This window comes from Streptomyces sp. NPDC031497 (assembly GCF_055580905.1).
Map to the genome: position 1 here is coordinate 33,208 of NZ_JBVIKO010000032.1, position 18,933 is coordinate 52,140.

Sequence of the window (18,933 nt, forward strand, 5' to 3'; positions counted from 1 at the left end):
TGCGGATTCGCGCACTCCGTTCACACCCCGTGTGAACACCCACGCACTACGCTGACGGCACCAGGCCATTCGGGGGGCATCCATGCAGCCCAACTCTCTGCTCGACGCGATCCTGGACGAGGCGGGGATCTCGCACGCCGGTCTCGCCGCCCACGTCAACCAGGCGGGCCGCGCCCGTGAACTCTCGCTCCGCTACGAACACACCGCCGTGGCCCGCTGGTTGAAGGGCCAGCGGCCGCGCGGCCAGGTGCCCGACCTGATCTGCGAGGTACTCGCCGCCCGGCTGCACCGCACGGTCACCCTCGACGACATCGGCCTCGGTGTGCCCGGCGAGCCCAGTGTCCCGCACACCACCTCGCTCTCCGGGTTCGTCGAACGGGCCACCGCGCTGTGGCGGTCCGACGAACAGCAGCGCCCGCACATACTCGGCGCCCCCGCCGTCACCGGCACGCCTGCCGTGATGCCGGTGTGGGAGTGGGAGAACCCCCCTGAGGACGTGGACGTCTCGCGCGGCGGACGGCACCGGGTCACCCCGGCCGACCTGGAGATGCTGCGTGCCGCCCGCGCCCACTACGAGCAGATGTACCGCAAGGCCGGCGGCATGGCGACCCGCACCCGGGTCGTCGGCTTCCTCAACGCCGAGGCGGCTCCGCTGCTGCGGGGCAGCTACACGGATGCCACGGGGCGTCAACTGCACCGGGCGACCGGCGGCTTGGTCGCCATCGTGGGGATCTGCGCCTACGACTCCGATGCCCATGGCCTCGCGCAGCGTTACTTCCACCAGGCCCTGCGCCTGGCGAAGGCGAGCGGCGACCGGGGACTCGGCGCGTACGTCATCGCGCTCCTTGTCAACCAGGCCCTGTTCATGCGGGAGTTCCGGCAGGCCGTCGCGTTCGCGGAGGCCGCGCTGCGGGCCGCCGGCAAGCACATCACCCCCGCGCTCGCCTCCGACCTCTACGCGATGCAGTCCAAGGCGTACGCCCACCTCGGCGACGGCACGAGCGCGCTGTCCTGCATCCGGCGTGCGGAGGCGGCCGCCGAACGCATCCGGCGGGGCTATGAACCCGACGAGACCGGCTATGTCCAACCCGGCCTGGTCAATGTGCAGGTGGCCGAGGCGCTGCTCAGTCTCGGCGAGCTCGCCGCCGCCCGGGAGCATGCCGCGGCCGCCGTCGACAACCCGGCCCACGACCGGGGCCGGGTGCACCGGCTGGCCATGCTGAGCACCATCGAACTGCGCCAGGGAAACGCGGACAACGCGGTGGCCACGGCCGTGCAGATGGCCGAACAGGCCCGCGGAATGGAGTCCCAGCGACTGCGCGACAGACTCCGCGCGGTGCGCGAGCACCTGGTGCGCAGCGGTTCGGCCGGAACCGCCGAGGCCGCCGAGCTCATCGACAGCGCACTGCGCGTACCGCTCTAGACCACACCCGTACGGATCCAGTCGATCCAGGCGCCCTGTAGGCCTGAGGAGTCCCTGCTGCGATATTGCCACTTACTCGGCGGAAGGTGGCAGAACCGTGCAGTGGACGAAACTGAACGAACAAACTGTGTATGAAAACCGCTGGTTCAGCGTCAATCTCGCAGATGTCGAGCTGCCGGACGGTCGGCATCTCGACCACTTCCTGATACGGCTGCGGCCCGTGGCCGTGGCGACGGTGGTCAACGAGGCGGGTGAGGTCCTGCTCCTGTGGCGCCACCGTTTCATCACCGACAGCTGGGGGTGGGAACTCCCGGCCGGGGTGGTCGAGGACGGGGAGGACATCGCCGTCGCGGCCGCCAGGGAACTGGAGGAGGAGACCGGCTGGCGGCCGGGAACCCTGCACCACCTCATGACCGTGGAGCCGTCCAACGGCCTCACCGACGCCCGGCACCACATCTACTGGTCCGACGAGGGCGAGTACCTCGGACACCCCGTGGACGACTTCGAGTCGGACCGCCGGGAGTGGGTCCCCCTCAAGCTCGTCCCGGACATGATCGCCCGCGGGGAGGTCCCGGCCGCCAACATGGCGGCCGCGTTACTCCTGCTGCACCACATGCGCCTTGCCGGCGACTAGTGGGCCAGCGCCTGCCAGACGGTGACGACGAGGGCGCCCAGCGCGGTGAGCGCGGCGATCGAGGGCAGGGGCCAGCGGGCGTTCTCCAGCAGGGCGAGCCGGGTGTTCAGGTCGTCCAGCTCCTTGGCCGTCTCCTTGGTGCGGTGACTGAGCAGGTTCAGGCCGCCCTCGACCCGGGCGTAGGCCACATCGAGGCGGCGACGTAACTCTGCGAGTTCTCCTTGGACCACGGGATGCTCTGGTTCGGTGGCCACGAGTCCACTCCTTTGCGTAGTCGAAGATGTCGTTCCGCATCCCTTTGCATGCGCATGAAGAGTGAACTCGCCTGGTGAGCGCGTGGGGAGAGTGTGCGAAGGGCATATGCGTGCCCGGAGCGCACACGGTGTGTGAAGCACACGGGCCCGGCACCGATGACGGTGCCGGGCCCGTGGAGCATCGCTCCCTGTAGTCAGCCAGGTGTGCTCAGCCGTAGGTGTAGAAGCCCGACCCGGTCTTCCGGCCCAGCCGGCCCGCCTCGACCATGCGCTGGAGCAGCGGGGGAGCGGCGTACAGCGGCTCCTTGTACTCGGCGTACATGCTGTTGGCGATGGAGACGATGGTGTCCAGACCGATCAGGTCGGACAGCTTCAGCGGGCCCATCGGGTGGGCGCAGCCCATCTCCATGCCGTTGTCGATGTCCTCGCGGCTCGCGATGCCGGACTCGAACATCCGGATGGAGGAGAGCAGATACGGCACCAGCAGCGCGTTGACCACGAAGCCGGAGCGGTCCTGGGCGCGGATCGCGTGCTTGCCGAGCACCTTCTCGGCGAAGACCTGGGCCCGGCTGATGGTGCCCTCGGAGGTGGTGAGCGCCGGGATCAGCTCGATCAGCTTCTGCACCGGGGCCGGGTTGAAGAAGTGGACGCCGATCACGTGGTCGGGACGGGAGGTCGCGACCGCCAGCTTCACCAGCGGGATCGAGGAGGTGTTGGAGGCCAGGATCGCGTCCGGGCGGGTCACCACCTGGTCGAGCACCTGGAAGATCTCCGTCTTCACCTGCTCGTTCTCGACGACGGCCTCGATCACCAGGTCACGGTCGGCGAACTCGCCGAGGTCCGTGGTGAAGCTCAGCCGTGCCAGCGTGGCGTCCCGCTCCTCCTCGCTGATCTTGCCGCGCTCGGCGGCCTTGGCCAGGGAGTTGAACAGCCGGGTACGGCCGATCTCCAGGGCCTCGCCGGTGGTCTCGGCGACCTTCACGTCCAGACCGGAGCGGGCGCACACCTTGGCGATGCCCGCTCCCATCTGGCCGCAGCCCACGACTCCGACCTTCTCGATGTCGGTCACATCGTCCCCTTCGCTGATCTACGGGCGGCCGGCAGGACCTCCGGATCCGGTGCCTGCTCCGTTCGTGCACGTTACCCGTAAGTATCGATGATCGATCGTGCGGGTGCGGGCATCCTGTGGCGCGGAGGCGATCCGTGACCGTACGGATCCGGAGAGTTAGAGGTTCTCACGATGGCACAAGTGTCTCGCAGGGCGTTTGCGGTGGCGGCGCTGTCGACGCTGGCGCTGGCTGCACCGGGGGTGCCGGCCGCGGCCCGGCCCCGGCGTGCGGCCGGCGAGATGCGGGGCATGTGGCTGGCGACCGTCTCCAACCGTGACTGGCCCTCGCGCACCGGGCTGTCGGCCTCCGCCCAGCGCAAGGAGCTGACCGCTCTCTTCGACAAGGCGGTCGACTACCGGCTCAACACGGTGATGTTCCAGGTGCGGCCCACCGCCGACGCATTCTGGCCCTCGCCCCACGAGCCCTGGTCCCAGTACCTCACCGGCACTCAGGGCAAGAACCCCGGCTGGGACCCGCTGGGCACGGCCGTCGAGGAGGCGCACGCCCGGGGCCTGCAGCTGCACGCCTGGTTCAACCCGTACCGGATCGCCAACCACACCGACCCGGGCAAGCTGGTCGCCTCGCACCCCGCCCGCAAGCACCCGGACTGGGTGGTGCCGTACGGCGGCAAGCTCTACTACAACCCGGGCATCCCGGCCGTGCGCGCCTTCGTGGAGAAGGCGATCCTGGACGCGGTCGCCAAGTACCCCGTGGACGCCGTCCACTTCGACGACTACTTCTACCCGTACCCGGTGGCCGGCCAGACCTTCGACGACGACGACGCCTACGACACCCACGGCGGCGACTTCTCCTCCCGGGCGGCCTGGCGCCGGGACAACATCGACATGCTGGTGACCGAGACCGCCGCCGGGATCAAGAAGCTCCGGCCCGGCACCCGGTTCGGGATCAGCCCGTTCGCGGTGTGGCGCAACGCCACCACCGACACCCGGGGCTCGGACACCAAGGCGGGCGTGGAGACGTACGACGACCTGTACGCGGACACCCGGAAGTGGGTGCAGAAGAACTGGATCGACTACGTCGTCCCGCAGGTGTACTGGCAGATCGGCAACGCGGCCGCCGACTACACCAAGGTCGTCGACTGGTGGGCGGGCGTGGCCAAGGGGTCCGGGACCCGGCTTTACATCGGTGAGGCGCTGTACCGGGCCGGAGCCAAAGGCGAGCCCTCGGCCTGGCAGAACCCGGCCGAGCTGTCCAAGCACCTGACCCTGGCCGACCAGTACCCGCAGGTCGGAGGGCATGTATACTTCGCGGCCCAGGACGTGGCCGCCGATCCGATCGGCGCGCTGACACGGGTGGTCGCCGACCACTACCGGCAGCCGGCGCTTCCGCCGAGCTGACCGGCCCGCGGCCGGCGACCCCCGTCGCCGCGGCCTACAGGTGCGGATGGGTCTCCTGGTGCCTGACCTGGCAGTCGGGACCGGGGGACATGATGGCCTCGTGGCCGTCCTCGAAGCGGACCCGGTAGGGCGGATTGCCCTCGGGGCCCAGTACCTGGACGACTTCCGAGACCTGGTCGTGCTGGCCGACCACCCTGCCGTGCTGGACAAGCTGGTCGCCCTCGGATGCACGCATCTCCAGGGCCTCCTCACGATCGCGATCGTTGGGTGACGGCGATGCACACGAGCACGGCGGCGGCCGTGAGTGGAGCGGCCGCGGTGAGGTGCTCGCCCAGCAGCAGCACCGACCACACCAGTGTGAGCAGCGGCTGGGCCAACTGCAACTGGCTGGCCTTCGGGATGCCGACGGCCGCCATGCCCCGGTACCAGACCACCAGACCGAGGAACTGCGAACCCACCGCCACCCACAGCACACCAGCCACACCGTGCACGTTCCAGACGACCGGCTCGTACGACAGCGCGACCACCGCGGCCGGCACGGTCAGCGGCAGACAGCACACCAGTGCCCAGCCGATGACCTGCCAGCCCGGCATGATCCGGGCCAGCCGGCCGCCCTCCGTGTAGCCGGCCGCGCACACCACGAGGGCCGCGAAGAGGTAGCCGTCGGCGGTCGTGAGCGCCCCGCCGCTCTGGGCGACGGTGAACGCCAGCACGGCCGCCGCGCCCGCGAGGGCCGCCGCCCAGAAGGTGCGGGAGGGGCGGATGCCCATGCGCAGGGCCGAGAAGAGGGCGGTGGTCAGCGGGAGCAGGCCCACCACGACGGCCGCGTGCGCGGTGGTGGAGGTCTCCAGGGCGAGTGTGGTCAGCATGGGGAAGCCGAGCACCACGCCGGCCGCGACGACCGCCAGCCCGGCCCAGTGCCGGCGCTCGGGCAGCCGTACCCGGAGGAACAGCAGACAGCCGCCCGCCAGGGCCGCCGCCAGGACGCTGCGCACCGCCACCAGCGCCCAGGGCCCGAAGCCCTCCAGGCCCCAGGCGGTGGCCGGGAAGGTGAGGGAGAAGGCGACGACACCGAGTGCGGCCTGCAGGGTGCCGGACCGGTGGGAGGCGGGGGCGGCCGGGGAAGTGCCGACCGCTATCGAACTCGGCTTGGTAGCGCTACTCTGTGCTCTCATGCAAGAGCGTAGCAGTGTCGTCGAACTGGCAGAACAGCTGCGGCGAGAGCTCGACCGCTACTCGCCAGGAGGAAAGCTCCCGTCCAGCCGGGCGCTCGTCGAGCGGTTCCGGGTGAGCCCGGTGACGGTCTCACGGGCGCTGGCCCAGCTGGTCGCGGAGGGGCTGGTCGTCACCCGGCCCGGCGCCGGCGCCTTCAGGGCCAGGCCGCGTGCCACGACCGAGCCCACCGGGGACACCTCCTGGCAGGAGGTGGCGCTCAGCGCCGACGGCGCCCTCGACGTGGTCCCGCGCACGGTCGACGCGTCCGGGGTCACCGTCTGCCTGGCCGCCCCGCCGCCCGGTGTGCTGGAACTGAGCGGCGGCTACCTCCATGCCTCCCTGGAACCCGAGCGCGCGATGGCGGCGGCCCTGGCGCGGGCCGGCCGCCGGCCCGGTGCCTGGGGACGGCCGCCCCTCGACGGGCTGCCGGAACTGCGCGAATGGTTCGCGCGGGACATCGGCGGCGCGGTCACCGCCGCCGAGGTACTGATCGCGAACGGCGGCCAGTCCGCCCTCGCCATCGCTCTGCGCGCACTGGCCCCGCCCGGTGCCCCGGTCCTCGTCGAGTCCCCCACCTACCCCGGCATGCTCGCCATCGCCCGGGCCGCGGGACTGCGCCCGGTCCCGGTCCCGGTCGACCCCGACGGGGTGCGGCCCGCCCTCCTCGCCGACGCGTTCCGCGCCACCGGCGCCCGGGTCTTCGTCTGCCAGCCCCTCTTCCAGAACCCGACCGGCGCCGTCCTCGCCCCCGACCGTCGCGCCGAGGTGGTGCGCATCGCCCGCGAGGCCGGCGCGTTCGTGATCGAGGACGACTACGTACGACGGCTGGTCCACGCCGACGCGGGCCCGCTGCCCCGCCCGCTCGCCGCCGACGACCCCGACGGAGTCGTGGTCCACGTCGGCTCGCTGACCAAGGCCACCTCGCCGAGCTTCCGGGTGGCCGCGCTCGCCGCCCGCGGCCCGGTCCTCGAACGCCTGCGCGCCATCCAGATCGTCGACACCTTCTTCGTCCCCCGCCCCCTCCAGGAGGCCGCCCTCGAACTCGTCGGCTCCCCGGCCTGGCCCCGTCATCTGCGCGCTCTGTCTGCCGAGTTGCAGGCCCGCCGGGACACCCTCACCGGCGCCCTCGCCCACCACCTCCCCGAACTCGCCCTCCCGCACATCCCCTCCGGCGGCTACCACCTGTGGCTCCGGCTCCCCGACGGCGTCGACGACGGGACCCTGACCGCCGCCGCCCTGCGCGCGGGCGTGGCCGTCACCCCCGGCCGCCCCTACTTCAGCGCCGAACCCCCGGCCGCCCACATCCGCCTGAGCTTCGCGGCGGTCGCCGGGACGGGGGAGCTCCTGGAGGGCGTACGACGGCTGCGGACGGCCTGCGACGAGGTGCTGCGCCCCGCACCCTGAGAGCCCGACCCCGAGATCCACGTTTTGAAATCCGATCGACGCCGGCGCCGCCGACCGGTGAGGATCCCCCCCATGAGCGACGCACCCAGCCTCCCCGAGGGCTATGAGTTCTCCGCCGACACCGACCGGGTGGACGTCGAACGCGTCCACCGCTGGCTGTCCACCGACGCCTACTGGGCGACCGGCCGCCCGCTGGAGCAGCAGCGGCGGGCGATGGCGGCCTCCCTCAACTTCGGGGTGTACGACACCGTCACCGGGGAGCAGGTGGCGTACGCGCGCGTGGTGACCGACCAGGCGCTGTTCGCCTGGCTCGCCGACGTCTACGTCGACCCGTCGGTGCGCGGCAAGGGCGTCGGCACGGCGATGGTCGGGGCGATCCGCGAGCATCTGCGGCCGTACGGAATCCGGCGGGTGCTGCTCGCCACGCACGACGCCCACGGGGTCTACGAGAAGCTCGGATTTGCCCCGCTCGAACACCCGGACCAGTGGATGGCGCTCTACTACGAGGCGCCGAAGTGACATTCCGGCTGACTTGTCGGACACCTCCTGACCTTTGGGTAACGTTTCCCCCACCTCGCGCAATTCACGTATCAAGAGCCCTTGACCTGCGCACTTGAGCGTCACACCATCGCCGCATGTCACTTCGGGTCACGTTCGTCGCGGCCGCGCGCAGCTCACCGCTGCTCGCGGAGCGCTTCGAGGACGCCCGCCCCCTGGATCAGGCGGGCTGGGACGAGGTGCAGCGCGTCGCCGCCGACCTGCTACCGCTCGCGGCGGCCGAGCTGCGCTACTGTTCGCCGACTCCGCGCAGCCGCGCGACCGGCGAGGGTCTGGGGTACGCCCCGCTGGTCCAGCTCGCCCTGCGCGACTGCGACATGGGCCGCTGGCGCGGGCTGACGCTGGGGGAGGCGATGGCCAGGGAGCCGGACCAGGTGGACGCCTGGCTCTCCGACCCGCGCGCCACCCCGCACGGCGGCGAGTCGCTGCTGTCGTTCATCTCCCGGGTCGGCGGCTGGCTCGACACCCGCCCGGTGGACGACGGCGGCCGGATCGTCGCCGTCGCCGAGCCCTCGGTGATCCGCGCCGCGCTCGTCTACGCCCTCAAGGCACCGCCGTCGACCTACTGGAACATCGACGTGCGCCCGCTGTCGACGACCACGGTGACGGGCCGCGGGGGCCGCTGGAACCTGCGGTTCGACGTGTCGCCGGCCCAGGCCTCACGCACCTGAGCGTCCGCCGGAAGCGCCGCACGAGCCGTCGGCCGCGCGCCGCACGAGCCGTCGGCCGCGCGCCGTACCGAGCCGTCGGCCGCGCCCACGCGCGTGGGCGGCCGTACCCGCGGACGGTGGGCGGCCGTGCCCGCGGGACGGTGGCCGGCCGTGCCCGCGTGACGGTGGGCGGAGGTCCGGTCCGCTCGTCCGGTCTCAGGCCTCGCGCACGTAGTCGGTGGTCAGGACGAGGTCCTTCGCCGGGCCGCCGACCCGCCACACCGTGCGCCAGTGGTCGGCGTCCCGGACGGTGAACTCGCCCCGGTAGAGGTCGGCCGCGCACGGGTGGTCGGCGACATACCGCCCCGAGGTCAGGTCCAGGTCGTGGAAGGGCCGCCCGTCGGCGAACCGCACGTCCGCCGTCCCGGGCCGCGGCCCCGGCAGGAACCGCAGCGTCCGCTCGGCCGGCCGTGCCACCCCCTGCCAGGTGAACGTCCCCGACTCCTCGTGCAGCAGCCCGCCCCCGTCCAGTGCCCGGAACACCGTGGCCCCCTCGAACCACCCTTCGTCCCCGCTCGCCAGATCCCGCACGCTCCGCTCGACACGCCACCGCCCGAGCAGATGCGCGAGCACATCCGCCACCGGCCAGAAATCGTCCACGGTCGTGCCTTCGGTCGTGTCTTCGGTCGTGTCTTCGGTCATGGCTTCTTCGGGCGGGGGGAGCCGGTCGGCGCCTTGCGCTCGGCCTGCTGCCGGATCTCGTGGTGCGAGGCGTGGCCGGTCGCCCGGAACGCCTCCTCGTACGCGGCCAGCGCCCCGCCCAGCCCGCCACCCGCCGTGCCCCGCCGCTGGATGTACCGCGCGAGCCAGGTGAAAGCCGTGAGAACGACGGCCAGTCCGGCGACCACGATCAGGTACGGCAGCAGCGTCTGCATGCCCCGACCTTACGCCCGCGGTGTCACCCGGCCCCGGGCCGGCCCACGTCCGCCCCATTGACGCGCTCATGCCGTGTATCTATCTTTCCGTTCGAAGTGCTGACCTCTGTCCGATATTTCGAACCTGAATGAACCTGGTCGTACCCGGTGACACCTGGTCGAGCCAGGCCAACTCCTTCACGAGCCGCGGAGTATCCATGTCACGCACCACCCGCACCCGGCTGAGACTCGGCCTTGGGGCAAGCGCTTTCCTGCTCGCCGCAGGCCTGGTCCCGGCCCCCGCCCACGCCGAGGACGTCACCGACTACGCGATCACCGTCGACCCGGCGGCCCGGGGCGCCGAGATCGACAAGACGATGTACGGCGTCTTCTTCGAGGACATCAACCGCGCCGCCGACGGCGGCCTCTACGCGGAACTGGTCCAGAACCGGTCCTTCGAGTACACGACCGACGACAACAAGTCGTACACCCCGCTCACCGCCTGGACGGTCACCGGCACCGCCCGGGTCGTCGACGACTCCGGCCGCCTCGACGACCGCAACCGCGACTACCTGGCCCTGTCCGCCGGTTCGGCCGTCACCAACTCCGGCTACAACACCGGGATCCGGGTCGAGGACGGCAAGAAGTACGACTTCTCGGTCTGGGCCCGCGCCGAGGGCCGTACGACCCTCACCGTCAGCCTCGCCGACTCCGGTGGCACGCTCGCCACCGCCCGCCGGGTGGCCGTCAGGAAGAACGGCTGGGCCCGGTACAAGGCGACCTTCACCGCCACCCGCACCAGCTCCACGGGCCGCCTCACGGTGGCCGCCCCGGACGCGGCCGCGCTCGACATGGTCTCCCTCTTCCCGCGCGACACCTACCGGCACGAGCCCAACGGCCTGCGCAAGGACCTCGCCGAGAAGATCGCCGCCCTGCACCCGGGCTTCGTCCGCTTTCCCGGCGGCTGCCTGGTCAACACCGGCTCGATGCAGGACTACAGCGCGGCCTCCGGCTACCAGCGCAAGCGGTCGTACCAGTGGAAGGACACCATCGGCCCGGTCGAGACCCGGGCCACCAACGCCAACTTCTGGGGCTACAACCAGTCGTACGGCCTCGGCTACTACGAGTACTTCCGCTTCGCCGAGGACATCGGCGCCATGCCGCTGCCCGTCGTCCCCGCTCTGGTCACCGGCTGCGGCCAGAACAAGGCCGTCGACGACGAGGCGCTGCTCGAGCGGCACATCCAGGACACCCTCGACCTCATCGAGTTCGCCAACGGGCCGGTGACCAGCGAGTGGGGCCGCAAGCGCGCCGAGATGGGCCACCCCGAGCCCTTCCACCTCACCCACATCGAGGTCGGCAACGAGGAGAACCTCCCCACCGAGTTCTTCGCCCGCTTCACGCGGTTCCGGGCCGCCGTCCAGGCCGCGTACCCGTACATGCAGGTCATCTCCAACGCCGGCCCGGACGACTCCGGCACCACCTTCGACACGGCCTGGCAGCTCAACAGGGACGCCGAGGTCGACATGGTCGACGAGCACTACTACAACAGCCCGCAGTGGTTCCTGCAGAACAACGACCGCTACGACTCCTACGACCGGAGCGGGCCCAAGGTCTTCCTCGGCGAGTACGCCTCCGGCGGCAACACCTTCAAGAACGGCCTCGCCGAAGCCGCCTACATGACCGGCCTCGAACGCAACGCGGACGTCGTCAAGCTCGCCTCCTACGCGCCGCTGTTCGCCAACGAGGACTACGTCCAGTGGCGCCCGGACATGGTGTGGTTCAACAACCACGCCTCCTGGGGCTCGGCGAACTACGAGGTCCAGAAGCTCTTCATGAACAACGTCGGCGACCGGGTCGTCCCCTCCACGGCCACCGGCACCCCGTCCCTGCTCGCCCCGATCAGCGGCGCCGTCGGCCTGTCGACCTGGAACACCAGCGCCGCCTACGACGACGTCAAGGTGACCGGCGCCGACGGGAACACCCTGCTCAGCGACGACTTCTCCGGTGACACCTCCCGGTGGACCCACACCGGTACCGGCAGCTGGAGCGTCCAGGACGGGCAGTACGTCGAGACCTCGGACACCGCGGAGAACACCATGGTCTCCGCCGGCGACCCCTCCTGGCACGACTACGACCTGCACGTGAAGGCCACCAAGAAGTCCGGGAAGGAGGGCTTCCTCGTCGCCTTCGGCGTCAAGGACACCGGCACCTACTACTGGTGGAACATCGGCGGCTGGAACAACACCCAGACCGCGGTCGAGCAGGCCGTGGACGGCGGCAAGTCGACGCTGATCGCCAAGCCGGGGTCGGTGCAGACCGGCCGGTCCTATGACGTCGACATCAAGGTGCGGGGACGGCAGGTCACCCTCCTTCTCGACGGGCAGGAGTGGGGCAGCTTCACCGACGACAGGCCGGCCGAGCCGTTCCGGCAGGTCGTCACCCGGGACAAGAAGACCGGCGACCTGATCGTCAAGGTCGTCAACGCGCAGTCCTCGGCGGCCCGTACGGCCATCGATCTCGGGGGCGCCGAGGTGTCGAGGAAGGCGAAGGTGACCACGCTCGCGGCCGCGCCGGACGCGGTGAACACCGAGACGTCCACCGCGGTCGCCCCGGTCAGCTCCACCTTCACCGGAGTCGCCGGCAGGTTCACGTACACCTTCCCGGCGAACTCGGTCACCTTCCTGCGGATCAGGCAGAAGTAGTCCCCTGCGTGGGCTGCCGCCCGACCGGCAGCAGCCCACGCTCGGCGAAGACCTTCTTGGCGACCATGGTGGCGTTGAGCGCCTTGGGGAAACCGCAGTACCCGGCGGAGTGCAGCAGCGCCTCGACGATCTCCTGGGGCGTGAGTCCCGCGTTCAGGGAGAAGTTGATGTGCACCTCCAGCTGGGGCTCGCAGCCGCCCAGCGCGGTGAGCATGCCCAGGGTCACCAACTGCCGGTCACGGGGCACCAGTTCGGGCCGGGAGTAGATCTCCCCGAAGCCCCAGGCGACGACCTGGTGGCCGAGCTCGGGGCTGATGTCGGCCAGCGACTCCAAGACCCGCTCCCGGAGCCCGCCGTCGACCTGGCTCATGACCTCCATACCGCGGGCGAAACGCTCGTCACGGGTGGTGCTCTCGCTCGTGTCAGCTCGTGCGTCCATGGGGAGAACGCTAGGAGTTGGAGCGTGCTCCAGGTCAAGCCCGCTTCGTGATCAGCCCCTGGCGCGGATGGTCTCCGCCGCGGCCCGCAGTGCGCCGAGCACGGTCCGCACCGCGCGGCGGGCCGTGCGTTCGGGGCGGTGGAGGGCGTCGATGTGGCGGTGGGCCTCGATGCCGTCGAGGGGTCTGAGGGTGACGCCCGGGTGCGGGCGGGACGTCCAGCGGGGCATCAGGGCGATCCCGCCGCCCGCGGCGACCAGCTCGGCGACCACCGTGGTCTCGTTGACGCGGTGGACGATGTCGAGCCGGTGCCCGGCCGCGGCGGCGATGGCCTCGACGGTCGCGAGCAGCGGAAAGCCGTCGTGCACGGTGATCCAGGGCTCGCCGGACACGTCCCGCGCGGTCAGGGCGGTCCGCGCGGCCAGCGGGTGGCCGACCGGCAGGGCGATGTCCAGGGGCTCGCGCAGCAGCGGGGTGGCCGTGGCGGTCCGCGGCCAGGGCGGGGCGTGGTCGAGACGGTGGGCGAGGACCAGGTCGTAGGCGCGGGTCAGGGGCGGGAAGTCGGCCTGGGCCACGTCCTCGTCGTGCAGGGTGATCCTCGGGGAGCCCGGGCCGCGCACCTGCCGCAGCAGCAGCGGATAGAACGCGGCGGCCCCGCTGTGGAAGGCGGCCACCGACACCGTGCCCTCGGGCTCGTCGACGTACTCCTCGACGGTGTGGCGGGCCCGGGCCAGGGCCGTCTCCACCCCGATCGCCGCGTCGGCCAGGGCCCGGCCGGCCGCCGTGAGCACCAGCCGGCGCCCGACGCGCTCGGTGAGCGGTACCGGGACGGACCGCTGGAGCAGGCGCAGCTGCTGCGAGATCGCCGAGGGCGTCACCCGCAGCGCCTCCGCGGCCGCCGTGACGCTGCCCAGTTCGCCCAGTTCCCGCAGGACGCGCAGCTGCCGTTCGTCCATGCCGTCAGTGTAGCTTCGCTACAGGGTTGGTTGAGCAAGTCGTCGTTTACTTCAAAGTCCTGGCCAGGGATCGTGGACGGCATGCCGCACACCCGTCGTACCGATGGGGTGCTCCTGGCTCTCGCCGTCGTCTGGGGCTCCAGTTACCTGACGGCGAAGACGGCCACGGACGCCCTCCCCGTGCTGATCGTCCTCTTCCTGCGCTACGCCATCGGCGCCCTCGTCTGCCTCGTCGCCCTGCGCGGCTTCGGGTCCCTCACCCGGGACGAGAAGCGCTACGGCGCGCTCCTCGGCCTCACCCAGGCCGCCGTCCTCGTCCTGGAGACCTACGGTGTCGCCCATACCAGCGCCGGGAACGCGGGTCTGATCATCAGCCTGACCCTCGTCCTCACCCCGGTCCTGGACCGCGGGCGGCTGCCGGGGAGGTTCTTCCTCGCCGTCGGGGTGTGCGTCGTCGGCGTCGCCCTGCTGGTGTCCGGCAACGGGCTGCGCGCCCCCGGCGCCGGTGACCTGCTGATGCTCGGGGCCGCGGTGGTCCGGGCCGGTCATGTGGTGCTGGTCGGGCGGGTGACCGCGGGCCGGGCCGTGCGCCCGTTCCCGCTGACGGCCGTGCAGACCGCCGTCGGCGCGGTCCTCTTCCTCGTGCCCGCGGCGCCCGGACTGCCGGCGCTCGCCCGGACCGGCGCCGTCACCTGGGCCGAGCTGGTCTACCTCGCCCTGTGCTGCGGCCTGCTCGCGTTCCTCGCCCAGACCTGGGCGGTGCAGCGCACCTCCGCGACCCGGGCCAGTCTGCTGCTGGGCACCGAACCGGTGTGGGCCCTCCTGGTCGGCGTCGGCCTCGGCGGCGAACGCCTCACCGCCCTCGGCGTGCTGGGGGCCGCACTGATCGTCTCGGGGACGTACTGGGGCCAATCCGTCGAACGCGCCCATCGGGCGGCCTCCCCGGAGGCGGCGTGCGATACGGCCCCGCGCCCCGCCGAGAAGGGCCTCTCACAGGCGCGTTAACCAGAAAAACACCTCTCTGAAATCCTCAGTTTCCTTTGAAGTCGCGAATTCTTTCCTGGATCGCACGCGGATTCGGAATTCGACTTATTACTTCATGGCTGAGGCACAACCATCAGGAACACCTACCCGTCTAAGTCGGCGAAACACCGACCAGCGGGGAGTACACCCCCGTATTTCTCTGGGGGCCGCACAGAATGAATCGCACGACCCTGACCGGGCGCGAACAGGGGGTGAAATCGGCGGGGGGCGAAGAGCGGGAGACCGAACCCGCGCGACGGCTCGACGCCGATCCGCGCCGGGCGGCCGCCCTGCTCGCGGCGCTCCTCACCGCCGTCGCCTTCTGCGCGGCCGACGTCGTGGCGCGCAGCTACCCCTTCGGCTCCCGCACCCGCAGCGTCAACGACCTGGGCAACCAGTACGTGCCCTTCCACGCGCACCTGTGGGACCTGCTGCACGGCAGGGCCGACGGCGGGATCGTCTTCAACTGGCAGTCCGGCTACGGATCCAGCTTCCTGCCGGACATCGGCACCTATCTCAGCAGCCCGTTCGCCCTGCTGGTCGGGGTGTTCCCGCGCGACGAGATCGATCTCGCGGTGTACGTGATCACCGTGCTGAAGACGGCGGTCGCCGGTGCCGCCATGGCCTGGCTGCTGCTCAGCCTGCGCCGCGGCCGCTGGTGGGCGGCCGGGATCCTGGGCGCCTCCTACGCCCTGTGCGGCTGGAGCCTCGCGCTCGCCTCGTTCAACCCGATGTGGCTCGACGGCCTGATCGCGCTGCCGCTGCTCTGCCTGGTCGGGGAGTGGGCCACGGCCGGCCGACGCCCGCTGCTCAGCGTGCTGATCGTGGCGCTCGCCTGGACCGCCAACTTCTACACCGCCTACATGGCCACCCTCGGTGCCGCCCTGGTGCTGCTGCTCCGGCTGGTCCTCGCCGAGCTGCCGTGGCGACGGGCCCTGGAGGTGGTCGGCCGGGCCGCGGTCGTCGTCGGACTCGGGGTCGGCCTCGCCGCGCCGCTGGTGATCGTCGTCTACTCCGGCACCAAGCACGCCTACCCGGGCCGCGAGGGCCACTTCGCCCCGGTCGGGGCCGACGACCTGTTCGCCCGGCTGCTGCCGACCACCTACAGCTACAGCTCCCCGGCCCTCTACGTGGGCATCACCGCGCTGGTGCTCGCCCTGGCCCTGCCCTTCCACCGCAAGGTCCCGGCCCGGGTGCGGGCGGGCTGGACGGTGCTGGTGCTCGCGGTGGCGCTGTCGCTGCAGTGGGCGCCGACCAGCCTGGCCTGGCACGCCTTCGCCGCCCCGAACGGCAGCTCCTACCGCCAGGCCTTCGTGCTCTGCGCCCTGCTGGTCATCGCGGCTTGGCATGCCCTTGCCTACGGTCTGCCGGACCGGCGTGCCCTGGGCGCGGCCGCCGTGCTCCTGGTCCTGGTCGCCGCCGTCGCCAGCCGCAGCACCCTCACCCAGCAGCACTCCCACCACACCTGGCCGGTGGTGCTGCTCGCCGCCGCGGGCGCCCTCGGCGGACTCGCCCTTCTGACCCTCAGGAACGGCCGGCCCGTCCTCGTCGGACTCGCCGCCGTGCTGCTGATCGGCGCCCAGTTCGGCGAGGCCGCCGCCACCTCCGCCGTGGCCACCCACATGCGCCTCACCCAGATGGACGACTACGCGCCCTGGGGCGACCGCCAGCAGCGGGAGTCGGACGCCGTCGCCCAGGCCGACGCCTGGCCGAAGTACCGCACCGAGCCCGGCCGCGACCAGACCGTCGCCAACGACCCGATGATGGTCGGCGGCCAGGGCTCCCAGTACTACAGCAGCCTCACCGCCGACGTCCTCAGCCGCACCATGACCGCCCTGGGCGACGGCTGGACCTCTCGCGGGCGCAGCCTGCAGAGCCTCGACAACCCCGTCACCGACGCGGTCTTCTCGGTGGGCGCCCGGGTGCACAACCCGCCGGACCCGCACCAGAAGTGGCTGCCCCAGGGCGGCGGCCCGTCGACCGTCACCCGCGAGGACGTCCCGCCGCTGGTGACCGTACGGCCCACCGCCCCGCACACCACCCCGGCCGCCTTCGGCGCCTCGCCGTACCGCAACCAGGAACTGCTGCTGGGCACCCGCGTCTACACCCTGCCCCGTACCACCCTCAGCGGTGAGGGCAAGGGCGACGCGGCGCGCGGGCTGCTGGTCGACGGAGCGCAGACGCTCACCGCGCGATGCCAGGCCGGCAGCGAGGCGTTCCTGTGGGCGCCGCACTACGCCGGTACGGCGCAACTGGCCACCGGCGGCGAGCGGCAGCTCTACCGGTCCGACGCCGAGGGCACGAAGATCGCCGCGATGCAGCCGCTCGGCACGGTACCCGCCTCGGGGCAGGTACGGATCGATCTGAAGCCCGACCGGCTCAGCCGCATCCCGGCGCAGGGCTCGGTCGGCTGTCTCGACACCGCCGGACTGCGCGCCGCCGTACAGCAGTTGAAGGCCACGGGGGCGACCGAGGTGACCGTCTCCGACGGCACCCTGCACGCCCGGCTCCCCGCCGGCAGCACGGGAACGGCCGTCGTGGCCGCCCCGCGGATCGCCGGCTGGCGCTGCTCCGCCGGGGGCGACGAGGTCGCGGCGAGCGAGTTCCACGGCCTGATAGCCGTCCCGCTGGGCGCCTCCGCCACCAGTCTGACCTGCACGTTCCACCCGCCCGGCCTGCGCCTGGGCACGGCCGTCGGCGGTGCGTCGCTGCTGACCCTGATCCTGCTCGGCGCCTTCTCGGCCCTGCGCCGCAGAACCGCCGTCCGCTCCGGCGAGCGCACGACCGCCGCTCACTGACCCGTCCCCAGGGGGAGAATCCCATGCTGATATCGATCGTCGCGCCTTGTTACAACGAGGAAGACGTCATCGAGCGCTTCCACGAGCAGGTCCAGAAGATCGCCAACGAGCTTCTGCCGCTCGGTCACGACATGGAGTTCGTGTACGTCGACGACGGCAGCCGTGACAAGACGCTGCCGCTGCTCAGCCAGATCGCCGACGGCGACGCGCGGGTCCGGTACGTCTCCTTCAGCCGCAACTTCGGCAAGGAGGCCGCCCTGCTCGCCGGCCTGAAGCACGCCACCGGCGACGCCGTGATCGTCATGGACGCCGACCTCCAGCACCCGCCGTCGCTCATCAAGCGCATGGTCGAACTGCGCGGCGAGGGCTACGACCAGGTCATCGCCAAGCGCACCCGGCAGGGCGACCGCTTCACCCGCACCCTCACCGCCCGCCTCTACTACCGGCTCATCAACCGGCTCGTCGACGTCGAACTCGTCGACGGCGTGGGCGACTTCCGGCTGATGTCGCGCCGGGTGGTGGACGCGATCGTGGACCTCACCGAGTACAACCGGTTCTCCAAGGGTCTGTTCGCCTGGGTCGGCTTCCCCAGCACCACCTTCGAGTACGAGAACGCGGTACGCGAACACGGCTCCAGCTCCTGGTCGTTCCGCAGCCTGCTCAACTACGGCCTCGACGGGCTGCTCTCCTTCAACAACCGCCCGCTGCGCGCCGCGCTCTACCTCGGCATGACCCTGCTGGCCCTGGCCGGCGTGTACACGGCGTGGATCGTGGGCGGAGCGATGATCAACGGCGTCCAGACGCCGGGCTATGTCACCATCATTACAGCCGTCACCGCCCTGGCCGGCGTACAGATGATCATGCTCGGGGTCATCGGCGAGTACACCGGCCGGATCTACTACGAGGTCAAGGGGCGCCCGCACTTCCTGGTGAAGGCGACGAACGTGGATCGAGCGGACAGCCGCACCCGCGGCACGACGAAGGACCTCATTCCCTGATGCCGAACGCCACCCTGTCGACCGCCACCGGACCCACTCGCCCGATATCGGGGCAGATCATCACCTTCGCGCTGATCGGGGTCATCAACACGGCGACGTACTACGGCCTCTACCTGCTGTTCCTGATGTATTTGCCGTACCTCGCCGCGCATATTCTCGCGTTTCTGCTGAGCATGATCGGTTCGTTCTTTCTCAACGCGAAGTTCACTTACCGAATACGGCCCACCTGGCGTAAATTCCTGCTGTTCCCGCTGACCAACGCGACGAATTTCGTGATCACCACGGTGGGTGTGTACGTGATCGTCGACGTCCTGCACGCCGGCAGCCGGTTCGCTCCGCTGATGGCGTCGGCGGCGGCGATTCCGGTGACTTTCGTGGTGTCGCGCTGGGTCATGCTGCCGAAGGTGGAGGCGGCGTAGGGAGAGCGGGCGCCTCGTCGGTCACGGACCGGATCTCCTCGTCGTCCAGGAACGCGCGGTAGTCCCGGTACGGCGACA

General features: G+C 71.2%; 19 protein-coding genes. 11 read left to right on the forward strand and 8 right to left on the reverse strand.

All coding sequences use genetic code 11. The features are described from left to right. Window positions 1-82 precede the first annotated feature (82 nt). Both ACZ5K7_RS41660 and ACZ5K7_RS41665 read left to right on the forward strand, forming a co-directional pair. Window positions 83-1,423, forward strand: coding sequence for a transcriptional regulator (locus tag ACZ5K7_RS41660; RefSeq protein ID WP_351700452.1), 1,341 nt, complete (start codon window positions 83-85; stop codon window positions 1,421-1,423). Between the two features lie 97 nt (window positions 1,424-1,520). Continuing rightward, a complete protein-coding gene (locus ACZ5K7_RS41665; protein WP_351700455.1) occupies window positions 1,521-2,057 on the forward strand; it encodes an NUDIX hydrolase in 537 nt (178 codons plus the stop codon). Here ACZ5K7_RS41665 and ACZ5K7_RS41670 read toward each other — a convergent pair. Both ACZ5K7_RS41670 and ACZ5K7_RS41675 read right to left on the reverse strand, forming a co-directional pair. Beyond that, window positions 2,054-2,311: a hypothetical protein gene (locus ACZ5K7_RS41670; protein WP_351700458.1), complete on the reverse strand. Its 258-nt coding sequence runs from the start codon at window positions 2,309-2,311 to the stop codon at window positions 2,054-2,056. The genes ACZ5K7_RS41665 and ACZ5K7_RS41670 overlap by 4 nt on opposite strands. A 208-nt stretch (window positions 2,312-2,519) precedes the next feature. Beyond that, window positions 2,520-3,380, reverse strand: coding sequence for a 3-hydroxybutyryl-CoA dehydrogenase (locus tag ACZ5K7_RS41675; protein WP_468922498.1), 861 nt, complete (start codon window positions 3,378-3,380; stop codon window positions 2,520-2,522). Between the two features lie 171 nt (window positions 3,381-3,551). On the opposite strand from ACZ5K7_RS41675, the gene ACZ5K7_RS41680 reads away from it, so the two are divergent. Beyond that, the gene (locus ACZ5K7_RS41680) at window positions 3,552-4,778 is read left to right on the forward strand and encodes a glycoside hydrolase family 10-like protein (protein ID WP_468922501.1); all 1,227 of its coding nucleotides are present in this window, start codon (window positions 3,552-3,554) and stop codon (window positions 4,776-4,778) included. A gap of 34 nt (window positions 4,779-4,812) precedes the next feature. Here the strand turns inward: ACZ5K7_RS41680 and ACZ5K7_RS41685 are convergent, their stop codons facing one another. Both ACZ5K7_RS41685 and ACZ5K7_RS41690 read right to left on the reverse strand, forming a co-directional pair. Then, a complete protein-coding gene (locus ACZ5K7_RS41685; RefSeq protein ID WP_351700467.1) occupies window positions 4,813-5,013 on the reverse strand; it encodes a DUF1918 domain-containing protein in 201 nt (66 codons plus the stop codon). A 13-nt stretch (window positions 5,014-5,026) separates the two neighbouring features. Further along, the gene (locus tag ACZ5K7_RS41690; protein ID WP_468922504.1) at window positions 5,027-5,953 is read right to left on the reverse strand and encodes a DMT family transporter; all 927 of its coding nucleotides are present in this window, start codon (window positions 5,951-5,953) and stop codon (window positions 5,027-5,029) included. Between ACZ5K7_RS41690 and ACZ5K7_RS41695 the strand changes: the two genes are divergently transcribed. From ACZ5K7_RS41695 to ACZ5K7_RS41705, 3 genes are all read left to right on the forward strand, one after another. Then, complete coding sequence (locus ACZ5K7_RS41695) at window positions 5,952-7,397, forward strand: aminotransferase-like domain-containing protein (RefSeq protein WP_468922507.1); 1,446 nt, start codon at window positions 5,952-5,954, stop codon at window positions 7,395-7,397. The two genes, ACZ5K7_RS41690 and ACZ5K7_RS41695, sit on opposite strands and share 2 nt — an antisense overlap. Window positions 7,398-7,469: 72 nt before the next feature. Beyond that, window positions 7,470-7,916 (forward strand): GNAT family N-acetyltransferase, encoded by a 447-nt coding sequence (locus ACZ5K7_RS41700; RefSeq protein WP_468922510.1) that lies wholly within the window; start codon window positions 7,470-7,472, stop codon window positions 7,914-7,916. A gap of 116 nt (window positions 7,917-8,032) precedes the next feature. Continuing rightward, complete coding sequence (locus ACZ5K7_RS41705) at window positions 8,033-8,626, forward strand: histidine phosphatase family protein (RefSeq protein ID WP_351700479.1); 594 nt, start codon at window positions 8,033-8,035, stop codon at window positions 8,624-8,626. 195 nt (window positions 8,627-8,821) lie between these two features. Here the strand turns inward: ACZ5K7_RS41705 and ACZ5K7_RS41710 are convergent, their stop codons facing one another. Together ACZ5K7_RS41710 and ACZ5K7_RS41715 are read right to left on the reverse strand one after the other, a co-directional pair. Next, window positions 8,822-9,265: a DUF6314 family protein gene (locus tag ACZ5K7_RS41710; RefSeq protein ID WP_468922607.1), complete on the reverse strand. Its 444-nt coding sequence runs from the start codon at window positions 9,263-9,265 to the stop codon at window positions 8,822-8,824. A 38-nt stretch (window positions 9,266-9,303) separates the two neighbouring features. Further along, a complete protein-coding gene (locus ACZ5K7_RS41715) occupies window positions 9,304-9,540 on the reverse strand; it encodes a hypothetical protein (RefSeq protein ID WP_468922513.1) in 237 nt (78 codons plus the stop codon). Between the two features lie 197 nt (window positions 9,541-9,737). On the opposite strand from ACZ5K7_RS41715, the gene ACZ5K7_RS41720 reads away from it, so the two are divergent. Beyond that, window positions 9,738-12,224: an alpha-L-arabinofuranosidase C-terminal domain-containing protein gene (locus ACZ5K7_RS41720; RefSeq protein WP_468922516.1), complete on the forward strand. Its 2,487-nt coding sequence runs from the start codon at window positions 9,738-9,740 to the stop codon at window positions 12,222-12,224. Here ACZ5K7_RS41720 and ACZ5K7_RS41725 read toward each other — a convergent pair. Both ACZ5K7_RS41725 and ACZ5K7_RS41730 read right to left on the reverse strand, forming a co-directional pair. Next, window positions 12,211-12,663, reverse strand: a complete 453-nt coding sequence (locus ACZ5K7_RS41725) for a carboxymuconolactone decarboxylase family protein (protein WP_468922518.1) — start codon at window positions 12,661-12,663, stop codon at window positions 12,211-12,213. The two genes, ACZ5K7_RS41720 and ACZ5K7_RS41725, sit on opposite strands and share 14 nt — an antisense overlap. A gap of 51 nt (window positions 12,664-12,714) precedes the next feature. Beyond that, a complete protein-coding gene (locus ACZ5K7_RS41730; protein ID WP_468922521.1) occupies window positions 12,715-13,617 on the reverse strand; it encodes a LysR family transcriptional regulator in 903 nt (300 codons plus the stop codon). A gap of 81 nt (window positions 13,618-13,698) precedes the next feature. Here ACZ5K7_RS41730 and ACZ5K7_RS41735 point away from each other — a divergent pair, with 81 nt between their 5' ends. The 4 genes from ACZ5K7_RS41735 (at window position 13,699) to ACZ5K7_RS41750 (ending at window position 18,855) form a co-directional block, all read left to right on the forward strand. After that, on the forward strand, window positions 13,699-14,622 hold the full coding sequence (locus tag ACZ5K7_RS41735) for a DMT family transporter (RefSeq protein WP_468922523.1): 924 nt from the start codon (window positions 13,699-13,701) through the stop codon (window positions 14,620-14,622). Between the two features lie 194 nt (window positions 14,623-14,816). Continuing rightward, window positions 14,817-17,438, forward strand: coding sequence for a YfhO family protein (locus ACZ5K7_RS41740; protein WP_468922526.1), 2,622 nt, complete (start codon window positions 14,817-14,819; stop codon window positions 17,436-17,438). 23 nt (window positions 17,439-17,461) lie between these two features. After that, window positions 17,462-18,436 carry a glycosyltransferase family 2 protein gene (locus tag ACZ5K7_RS41745; protein ID WP_351700500.1) on the forward strand — a complete coding sequence of 325 codons (975 nt, stop codon included), beginning with the start codon at window positions 17,462-17,464 and terminating at the stop codon, window positions 18,434-18,436. Continuing rightward, a complete protein-coding gene (locus ACZ5K7_RS41750) occupies window positions 18,436-18,855 on the forward strand; it encodes a GtrA family protein (protein WP_351700503.1) in 420 nt (139 codons plus the stop codon). Before ACZ5K7_RS41745 ends, ACZ5K7_RS41750 begins: the two co-directional genes overlap by 1 nt. The last annotated feature ends 78 nt before the right edge of the window (window positions 18,856-18,933 follow it).